This window comes from Bacteroidota bacterium (assembly GCA_018698135.1).
Lineage (GTDB): Bacteria > Bacteroidota > Bacteroidia > CAILMK01 > JAAYUY01 > JABINZ01.
On sequence record JABINZ010000028.1, the window covers coordinates 58,868 to 67,765 of the forward strand.

The following is an 8,898-nucleotide window of genomic DNA, read 5'->3' on the forward strand; positions in this document are numbered from 1 at the left end:
AATTATGAAAAACTTAATTTTTATAATCCTGATTACTCTAAGCTTTTCTTCAGTCTATTCGCAAAAGCTTCAATTGGGGCTCAAATTATCTCCTCAATTTTCTTGGATTAAATCAGATAATCCAGAGATTATGGATAATAATGGACTAGGAATCGGATTTTCTTACGGCCTAATGGTGAATTATTTCTTTCAGGACAATTATGGTCTCAATTTCGAATTATCGCATAGTTTACTTCAGTATTCATCCAGTTATAATGACACCTCAAATAATTTAGAAATTGTTAAGTGGAAACAGCAATATATCGAAATACCCATTGCATTAAAAATGCAAACGAATGAAATTGATGGAATGACTTATTACGGTAAAATAGGTATTAGCCCAATGATAAATACTTCGGCCAAATTGAATGAAATCAATAATAAAAATGAAATTAATTTTTTCAATGCTAATATTTTGGTTGGAGCTGGAGTTCACTATGGTTTAGGCGGAAATACTGTTTTGGTTGGTGGAATAACTTTCCACAATGGCTTATTGCGCATGAACAACAAAAAAATGACAATTGTTGATGATCATATTTTACCGAACGGATTAAAAGATGTTCAGCTTAAACCATCTTATGTATCACTGGATTTCGGAATTCTGTTTTAAAAATATATAATAATAAAAAAATGCGCATTGCGCTTGCTCAACTTAATTTTCAAATTGGAGCATTTGACTCCAATACGCAACAAATTATTTCTGCAATAAATACTGCCAAAGAGCAAAAAGCAGATTTAGTTGTTTTTCCTGAATTGGCAATTTCAGGATATCCTCCACAGGATTTCCTCGAATTCGATAGCTTTATTTATAAGTGTTTAAAATCTCTGACAAAAATTTCTGAGCATTGCGATACAATAGCAGCTATTGTGGGAACACCCTATGTTAATCCAAATACTGGAGGAAAGAAACTGTATAACTCAGCCTGCTTCATTTATGACAAGGAAATAAAGCAAGTAGTACACAAAACATTGCTCCCCGAATATGACATTTTTGATGAATGCAGGTATTTTGAACCTAATTTCAATTTTGAGTGTATAGATTTTAAAGGTTATAAAATTGCTTTAAGCATTTGTGAGGATTTATGGAATATATATACGCCATATTACTCTAGAAACCCTATGGATGAGCTTATTAAACAATCACCTGACCTGATGATTAATATAGCTGCATCTCCATTTTCATATGCACATGATGATGAACGTGAACTGGTTTTAAAAAGAAATGTCGACCGCTATAAAATTCCATTAGTATATGTAAACCATATTGGCGCTCAAACAGAAATCCTATATGATGGTGCTTCTAAGGCTATTAGTACAAATGGGAAAATTATTAAACAGCTTGCCCTATTTCAAGAAGAAATTTTTACAATCGAGCTTTCAGACCTTCAAAAAGAGGTTCAAAAAGAAACTGTTAAACATCCCGAAAAATATCATCTTATCCATGATGGATTGATCATGGGAATCAAAGATTATTTTTCAAAATTAAATTTCAAAAAAGCAATTATTGGGCTTTCAGGAGGAATAGATTCAGCATTAACATTAGTCCTTTTACAAAGAGCACTTGGGGCAGAAAATGTTAAGGCAATGCTTTTACCTTCGATGTTCTCATCAGATCATTCTATTAAAGATGCAGTTGACCTAGCCTTAAAACTTGAAGTATCCTATGATATTATCAGTATTAAATCACTTTACGAGAGTTTCGAAAAGAGTCTGAATCCATACTTTGAAGGCACATCATTTGATGTTGCTGAAGAAAACCTGCAATCGCGTATTCGTGCTGTATTACTAATGGCCATGTCGAACAAATTTGGCTACATATTAGTGAATACTTCAAACAAAAGTGAATTAGCCGTAGGCTATGGAACATTATATGGTGACATGTGTGGAGGCTTATCAGTATTGGGCGATTTATACAAAACAGAAGTAATAAAATTGTCTAAATTCATTAATCGGGAAGAAGAAATTATACCTCTAAACATTTTAACAAAACCTCCATCAGCAGAATTAAAACCTGATCAAAAAGATAGTGATTCACTCCCCGATTATAGTATATTAGATAAAATTCTCATTAATTATATTGAGAAAAGAAAAGGTTTTGAAGAATTAACTACGATGGGTTTTGATCCTGTTGTGGTGCGTAAAATACTTAATCTTGTAAATAATAACGAGCATAAACGATATCAAGCACCACCTGTGCTCAGAGTATCTGATAAAGCATTTGGAATTGGCAGAAGAATTCCCATTGTAGCAAGTTATTCTATTTAGATTCCTCAGCTACTTCTGGTTTTGAGAGTAATAATAGCATAAATGTGAAAAAGCCAATACCCGCTTGCCTTTCAAGTGTCGACTCTGCTAAAAATGTAAAAATCATTATTGTCAGAAATGCAACAAGAATAGCTGAATTTTGTTTTATGCCGACCTTATAAGCTGAAATCAATAAATAAAGGAATAAGACAAAACCCACTAAACCCATTCCTGCCAATATTTCAAGAAACTGATTATGAGGCCCTCTCCTATTCACCATGACTAAGCTTGATTTTTCAGCATCAAAAATTTCCCTCATTTCCGCTTTAACATCAGCCAACCCTACTCCAATAACAGGCGATTTTAAAAACACCTGAAAACTTTTCTGCCAATACACTAACCGCATGGATATTGAATAGTGATTAATATCTCCCCCATTGCGGAATGTATTAATATCTTCTACTGATTTTTGATACCGATTATTCAACACTGGAATATATTTTACAGAAGCGATTCCAATGGAAACTATCAATACCAATGAAAATAGTGTTAAAACAATTTTGCTATTTTTAAAACCATAATAGATCAATAGAACAAAACCACAACCATATAAAGCAAACAATCCGGTGCGTGCAGCAATTGTATGAATAAAAACAAGGTTAAAAAACAGTAAACTATAGTTAATAATCCTCAGATATTTTCTATTAAAAAAATACTTATGTAAGAATAGCCCTGAAATAATGGCAAAGGCTAATATAAAACTATAATAAATATGGTTAATATTGGCAATGATGGGAGTTGGTTTTGCTTTAAAGATCAGCCTGTTTATCTCATCATAATGAATTAGATAATTAATGAATGACAATAAGCCTGCAAAAAAGGTCAACACAATAAAAATAGATAAAATTCTGAAGATGCTCTTTTTCGAATAGTAATTAGGATAAATAAAAGCTATTGGCAATAATAGAAACGGTAGTTTCAACTGCAAATCCTTCCAAAATAAATTCAAATTGCTGGTATAAAAAATCCCCAGAATAATCAGCATAAAATAGAGTAAAAGTAGAATCGAAACCTTATCCTGAAAAAGTTTTTGAAAGATTTCTTTAGGAGAATGCAGAAGAAAAGGTTGAATTAACAACGGTAGTAATGAAATGCTTAATATAAAAGGAGAAAATAGCAGACCAAACAAAAACAATATTATTCCTGCAAAACCAATATTATCTTTTATCAAACTTTTAGTATTCAAACCTTAGAAATTTATTCAAGGAAATAGTTTAGTCTTACCCTTGTAAGTTGATCCCTGATTTTAAGTTTCTTTGCAGTATACTTGGAAAGCTTGATTATTTCATTGGATTGTGAATCGTCTTCATCAAGATTCCCAACAACTTTAACAAAAACAGACGTACCATTCATGAGGTTGGTAACCTGAATAACGGTGCCAATTGGTGCTTTTTTATGAATTGCAAGTGCTTTCCTCGAGCTTATTGTTGGATCTTCAATATAAGTTGCTATTCCTTCTTCAATAATTTCGTTAGGATTGGGAACTACCTTTTGAGTTTCTTCTTTTACGGTTTCAGTCGATTTTACAGCTTCGCTTGTGTTTTTCACAATTTGTTCTGCATTGATGATTTTAATGATTTTTATTTCATCACCATCTTTGATTGCATTATCAGAAAGCTTATTCCATTTTTTGATATCTTCAACTGACACATTATAAGTTTTTGATATACGATATAATGTTTCACCCTTTTTTACAATATGAATAATGGTTTCACTTTGTTTTTCCTTTTGAGTAATAGGTATTAATATTTCCTGATTTAGCTTAAGCCCTTCAATTGGATCGTTGGCATTTTTAATCAGTTCAACAGTCGTATTATATCTTTTGCTAATCGCAAATAAACCTTGACCTTTATCCACTTTGTGAATAATATATTGCTTTCCTTCTATAGTTTTAATACCAACAGAATCTTTTAGTCCGAAAACTGGGATTGTGATAGTAATTAAAAACCCTATTAACAGCAGGTATTTCCCATTCATTTTCAACATCTTATGATTTCAAATAATTATAATGCAAATTTAGATCAAAAGCCAATTTTCATCTGCTTAAATTGTCCACATTATTTTGTTAGCAGCTGATAAATGGTGAAATTTGAAAGACTTTTTTGCTAGAAGATACTTCTTCTTAAAAAGGATGATACTTTATTTAAATTCAAAACAAAATGAGAAAGAAATTAATCCTAGCTGTTTCCATATTATTCATAGCCTCCAATTTTAGTTTTGCGAGTGATAGTTTGAAGAAAGATGCTGTTATTGTCAAACTTGATTTAAAACAAGAAGTTAATCCTTCAGCCAGAAGAAATACAGTTAAAGCATTCGACATGGCAGAAAAGTTAAATGCTGATGCTATTATTATTGATATGAATACACCAGGTGGACTTTTAAACGAAGCCGATAGTATCCGAACAAAAATTATTAATTCAACTATTCCTGTTTATGTTTTGGTAAACCCAAATGCAGCATCAGCAGGAGCTTTAATATCTATTGCCTGTAATAAAATTTATATGTCGAACGGATCGACTATTGGAGCAGCAACAGTTGTTACACAAAATGCAGAGGCACTTCCTGACAAATATCAATCTTATATGCGTGCTATGATGCGCTCAACTGCTGAATTCCGAGGTCGTAATCCAGATATTGCTGAAGCTATGGTTGATCAAAATTTAGAAGTAGAAGGTATTTCACCAAAGGGTCAGGTTTTAACATTAACACGTTCAGAAGCAATAGAAGTAGGCTATTGTGACGGAAATGCTGAAACCATAGAAGAAGTTCTTGCAGCAGAAGGATATGTTAATTATGAAATCAAAGAATTAACATTTACCGGTATCGATAAAATTATAAACTTTCTAATAAATCCTGCTATTCATGGTGTTTTAATTTTAATCATTATTGGCGGTATTTATTATGAGTTACAGAGCCCCGGAATAGGTTTTCCAATAGCAGCCTCAGTTATTGCTGCTATATTATATTTCGCACCTCTCTATCTTGAGAGCCTTGCTGCAAGTTGGGAGATCTTATTATTTGTTGCGGGATTGATACTGATAGGATTGGAAATCTTTGTCATCCCAGGCTTTGGTGTAGCCGGAGTATTGGGTCTAATATGTATGTTAACGGGTTTAACGTTAAGCATGGTTGGTAATGTGTACTTCGATTTTTCATTTTCAGGTGGTCGCGATTTGGTTAAAGCAATGCTAACTGTAACAATATCATTTATTCTAGCCATCGTATTTATTTTTGTTTCAGGAAAGAAAGTATTAGGCAGTCGTTTATTTCAGCGACTTGTTTTACATGAAACATTGGCCAAAGGGAATTATCGTGCAAATGAACATCCTTCTGAATCAAATAATACATCTGATTTATCCGGAGAACATGCAGTAGCATATACCGAAATGCATCCAAGTGGCAAAATATTGCTAAATAATGACATTTATGATGCGATCAGCGAAGGACAATATATTTCTAAAGGTAGTCCAGTTAGAGTGATTGAAGATTTAGGAAATAAGCTTATTGTAAGAGAAGATAATTCAAAAGATATCGCATGAAAATCCCTTACACAAAACTGAGCGGCTTAGTACTGGTTTACTTTATGTCAGTTTTTATTGTTCAGGCACAAACACCATTTTTTAAATCTGGATTATTAATGGGTGTAAATGGCTCGCAAATAACAGGAGATAACATGGTCGGTTTTGATAAAGGTGGACTACTCATCGGACCTTTTGTTGAGCATGAATTTTCAGACATTTCTACCTTGCGTATGGAATTATTGTTTAGCATGAAAGGAAGTGCAGATGCTAAAAGCAAACCCGATCCTAACAGAAATTGGGATTTATATCGTGTAAATTATTTGGAAGTGCCAATACTTTTTGATTATCATGTGTATCAAAAATTTGGTCTAAACGGAGGTTTGGCAGTTGGAGTTAATATAGGAGAGTATTATATCGATGTATATAAGTCAGAATATCCTGACTTTAGTCTGGCAAAAAAAATTGAATATAGTTACTTGATTGGTGGATATTATGAACATAATGCTAAAATGGAATTTTTTATCCGCTACCAAAGCAGCATTATTAATTTTTCCACAGCCAATAATACCCCGTTTTTTCAATTATGGGGACAAAGAAGACCCGGTTACTTAAATGTGCTGGCTAGTTTTGGTTTACGTTATTATTTCGGGCAAAAATAAAATTTCGTGATTTCAAAATATCCTTAATTTTGTATTTGCTAAGTCATTCAGCAATAAATAAAACTTCAAAGGAAATACGAATGAAAAATAAAGATTTAAGAATTAATTTAATAATAGCATCTTTTATTGTTATTGGAATTGTAATTGGATTCATCACCCGTCTTTTTGTTGGAATCCCTAATTTTACCGCTATGGGAGCCATTGCCTTATTTGGTGGTGCATATCTGAGCAATAAAAAGTTAGCGATTATTATCCCGTTAATGGTTTTATTTATTACTGATCTTTTTATTGGTTTGCATAATACCATGATATTCGTTTATATCCCTTTTACTTTAATAATACTGATGGGAATATATTTACGTAAAAACAAAAAGCCCATCCTCATTTTTGGCGCATCTATTCTTGGTTCAGTTCTCTTTTATCTCATATCAAATTTGGGTGTATGGATAACAGGAATGGGTTATTCACCTATTCTAACTCAAGTGTATATAGACGGAATTCCTTTCTTTAGAAATATGTTAGCAGGAGATTTAGCTTTCAATGCTGTTTTCTTCACTAGTGCTTATTTTATTTTTGAAAAGACCACTGCCATTGCCACAGTAAATGAGTAATCAGTTTACTTTAAACGATTCATATAAACATAAGGGACTAAGGCGCAAGCTGGTTCAAAAGGTTAAGGAAAAAGGCATCTATAATGATGCTGTTCTTAATGCCATTGAAACAGTTCCTCGACATTTCTTTCTTGATAGTGCTTTTCATGAATTGGCCTACGAAGATCAGGCTATGCAGATCGGATCTGGTCAAACAATCTCACAGCCTTTTACGGTTGCTTATCAAACTCAAGTGCTTGATATTGTTGAAGGGGATAAAGTATTGGAAATTGGATTAGGTTCTGGATATCAGGCTTGTATATTATTGGAACTTGGTGCAGTTGTTTACTCAATTGAACGCATAGAGCCCTTGTTTGAACGCACCAAAGCATTATTAAGCAAATTGGGCTATCAAGCCAATCTTTTTTTAGGTGATGGAACCATTGGTCTTGAACAACATGCACCTTTTGATAAAATAATTGTTACTGCTGCTGCTCCTGAAATTCCAGACAATTTATTAAATCAACTAGCAATTGGAGGCATTATGGTTATTCCTGTGGGAGGACGTGAAAACCAAATCATGTATAAAGTTTGCCGGACTTCTGAAAAAGATTATAGCAAACAAGCACTCGATGGATTTCGTTTTGTTCCACTAATTGGCAAAAAAGGCTGGAAAAGATAACACGATAAATAATAAGCTTTGTGGAATGCTTGCTAGTACCAATATATATATTCTAACTATTCATTATATTTGATACATTCATAAGATTGTCATGAAATTTCGTTTTGTATTTCAATTTTGTTTCCTAATCATTGCTATTTTGTCTCAGTCATCAGCCTTAATTGCTCAGGTCGAAGAAGATGAAGGATACTTAACAACTAGCTTTAGAGTAACTGACGAAAACAAGCTTTTTATCAATGGAGTAAAAATAATATATACCGACTTAAACACGAATCAGGTAGAATATAAAACAGCTTCAAATGGCAAAGTTGATATCAAATTGCGTCTCGACAGAAATTATCTGATCATTATTTCAGATCCTGCTTATTACACAAAAACAATCGAGGTAAAAACACACATCCGAGAAATTGGTTACAGTACATCCTTCTTTTCCAATATTGAAGTCACACTTTTGGAAAATTGTGAAAAGAATCCATCTCGTTCAAACATTCTTGACAAACCAGTAGGACGTGTTATTTATGATAATTACAAACGAAAATTCGTATACGATTATAGCTATACTGAAAAAATGGCTACGCTATATATGGAAGAATACTATATTCGATGTGAACAGTTTGAATTAGATCAGGAACTTGCATTAGCTGAAGAAAAGCAAAAACAAGCACTGGAAAAAACCAATATTGAGGCCTTGCAGAAAGAAGAAAAAAAGAAAGCCAGTTTACTTGAAAAAGAAAAGAAAGAAATTGAAATAGAACAAAAAAAAGCAGCTGAAGAAGAAAAAAAGAAAATTGCTGAAGCCAAAGTAAAGCTTAAACAACTTGAAAAAGCAGATAAAGAAAGAAAGAAAATCGAAGAAAAAGAGAAAAAACAATTTGCCAAGGAAGAAAAAATTAGACAAGAGGCCAAAGATGCTGCTGCCCGAAAAGCTATTGAAAATGAAAAAATAGTATTAGCCGCTAAAAATGTTCGTTAAGGCACATAGTTTACACAAGTTAAAGATTAGACTTTACACTAAATTAGTTTCTAACCTTACTGATTGTTCCTTAGTTCTTAATTCATTTTCATTAAAATATCCTAAAAATACATTTCTATAAAATACTCTC

Annotated in this window: 9 protein-coding genes; 7 read left to right on the forward strand and 2 right to left on the reverse strand. The window is 32.6% G+C overall.

The genetic code is table 11. From position 1 onward, the window contains the following. The first annotated feature begins 4 nt into the window (after positions 1-4). Both HOG71_02205 and HOG71_02210 read left to right on the forward strand, forming a co-directional pair. Positions 5-649: a PorT family protein gene (locus HOG71_02205; protein MBT5989641.1), complete on the forward strand. Its 645-nt coding sequence runs from the start codon at positions 5-7 to the stop codon at positions 647-649. 20 nt (positions 650-669) lie between these two features. Beyond that, positions 670-2,304, forward strand: a complete 1,635-nt coding sequence (locus tag HOG71_02210) for an NAD+ synthase (protein ID MBT5989642.1) — start codon at positions 670-672, stop codon at positions 2,302-2,304. On the opposite strand, the gene HOG71_02215 is transcribed toward HOG71_02210, so the two are convergent. Both HOG71_02215 and HOG71_02220 read right to left on the reverse strand, forming a co-directional pair. Then, positions 2,297-3,529: an O-antigen ligase family protein gene (locus HOG71_02215; protein ID MBT5989643.1), complete on the reverse strand. Its 1,233-nt coding sequence runs from the start codon at positions 3,527-3,529 to the stop codon at positions 2,297-2,299. The genes HOG71_02210 and HOG71_02215 overlap by 8 nt on opposite strands. Before the next feature lie 11 nt (positions 3,530-3,540). Further along, the gene (locus tag HOG71_02220) at positions 3,541-4,329 is read right to left on the reverse strand and encodes a LysM peptidoglycan-binding domain-containing protein (protein ID MBT5989644.1); all 789 of its coding nucleotides are present in this window, start codon (positions 4,327-4,329) and stop codon (positions 3,541-3,543) included. A gap of 173 nt (positions 4,330-4,502) precedes the next feature. Here HOG71_02220 and HOG71_02225 point away from each other — a divergent pair, with 173 nt between their 5' ends. From HOG71_02225 to HOG71_02245, 5 genes are all read left to right on the forward strand, one after another. Continuing rightward, positions 4,503-5,882 carry a nodulation protein NfeD gene (locus HOG71_02225; GenBank protein ID MBT5989645.1) on the forward strand — a complete coding sequence of 460 codons (1,380 nt, stop codon included), beginning with the start codon at positions 4,503-4,505 and terminating at the stop codon, positions 5,880-5,882. Then, a complete protein-coding gene (locus HOG71_02230) occupies positions 5,879-6,523 on the forward strand; it encodes an outer membrane beta-barrel protein (protein ID MBT5989646.1) in 645 nt (214 codons plus the stop codon). The genes HOG71_02225 and HOG71_02230 overlap by 4 nt, the downstream gene beginning before the upstream one ends. A gap of 80 nt (positions 6,524-6,603) precedes the next feature. Then, positions 6,604-7,134, forward strand: a complete 531-nt coding sequence (locus tag HOG71_02235; protein MBT5989647.1) for a hypothetical protein — start codon at positions 6,604-6,606, stop codon at positions 7,132-7,134. Further along, positions 7,127-7,795 carry a protein-L-isoaspartate(D-aspartate) O-methyltransferase gene (locus HOG71_02240; protein MBT5989648.1) on the forward strand — a complete coding sequence of 223 codons (669 nt, stop codon included), beginning with the start codon at positions 7,127-7,129 and terminating at the stop codon, positions 7,793-7,795. Before HOG71_02235 ends, HOG71_02240 begins: the two co-directional genes overlap by 8 nt. 91 nt (positions 7,796-7,886) lie before the next feature. After that, positions 7,887-8,768: a hypothetical protein gene (locus tag HOG71_02245; protein MBT5989649.1), complete on the forward strand. Its 882-nt coding sequence runs from the start codon at positions 7,887-7,889 to the stop codon at positions 8,766-8,768. Positions 8,769-8,898: the final 130 nt, after the last annotated feature.

Excerpts from the sequence above, each read along its gene's own strand:
- HOG71_02205 (MBT5989641.1), top strand. The coding sequence starts at position 5 with ATGAAAAACTTAATTTTTATAATCCTGATTACTCTAAGCTTTTCTTCA.
- HOG71_02210 (MBT5989642.1), top strand. The coding sequence starts at position 670 with ATGCGCATTGCGCTTGCTCAACTTAATTTTCAAATTGGAGCATTTGAC.
- HOG71_02220 (MBT5989644.1), bottom strand. The coding sequence starts at position 4,329 with ATGTTGAAAATGAATGGGAAATACCTGCTGTTAATAGGGTTTTTAATT.
- HOG71_02225 (MBT5989645.1), top strand. The coding sequence starts at position 4,503 with ATGAGAAAGAAATTAATCCTAGCTGTTTCCATATTATTCATAGCCTCC.
- HOG71_02230 (MBT5989646.1), top strand. The coding sequence starts at position 5,879 with ATGAAAATCCCTTACACAAAACTGAGCGGCTTAGTACTGGTTTACTTT.
- HOG71_02235 (MBT5989647.1), top strand. The coding sequence starts at position 6,604 with ATGAAAAATAAAGATTTAAGAATTAATTTAATAATAGCATCTTTTATT.
- HOG71_02240 (MBT5989648.1), top strand. The coding sequence starts at position 7,127 with ATGAGTAATCAGTTTACTTTAAACGATTCATATAAACATAAGGGACTA.
- HOG71_02245 (MBT5989649.1), top strand. The coding sequence starts at position 7,887 with ATGAAATTTCGTTTTGTATTTCAATTTTGTTTCCTAATCATTGCTATT.